This is a genomic window from Cupriavidus sp. 8B, assembly GCF_054589115.1.
The window spans coordinates 1-306 of record NZ_BAAILO010000610.1 but is presented as its reverse complement, the minus strand read 5'-3'; the positions used below and the strand labels follow the sequence as shown (position 1 = coordinate 306).

At 59.8% G+C, this 306-nt stretch carries 1 protein-coding gene; it reads right to left on the bottom strand.

Features of this window, described 5'->3' with window-relative positions; translation table 11 throughout:
* On the bottom strand, positions 1-147 hold a 147-nt coding region (locus ACYP5B_RS50380), incomplete at its 3' end, for a primase-helicase zinc-binding domain-containing protein (RefSeq protein WP_459574969.1).
* Positions 148-306: the final 159 nt, after the last annotated feature.

Below are 306 nucleotides of genomic sequence, written 5' to 3'. Positions count from 1 at the left end.
TTTGTTGTCGTAAGTAAAGCGGTCATTGCCTCCGCACATCGGGCATGGACCAGGCTTTCCGGTCAAGAACTGCTCCGGCAGGTACTGCAAGACCAGCGCGTCCCATTGGTCTGGCGTCCAGTTCTTCGTGAAGCTACTCATTTTCATTGGATGCACTCCGGTCGGAATGGTTGGTCGATGCCTGAGACAGGCGGGGGAAGTCGCTTGCTCAAAGGACACTCCGGCCGAGCCAGAGGGTCTTTTCAGCATGGCGAATCGCGAGGGGGGTCGGGATGGGCTGCCCGGAGCCGGGCTGGGAGAGGAAGG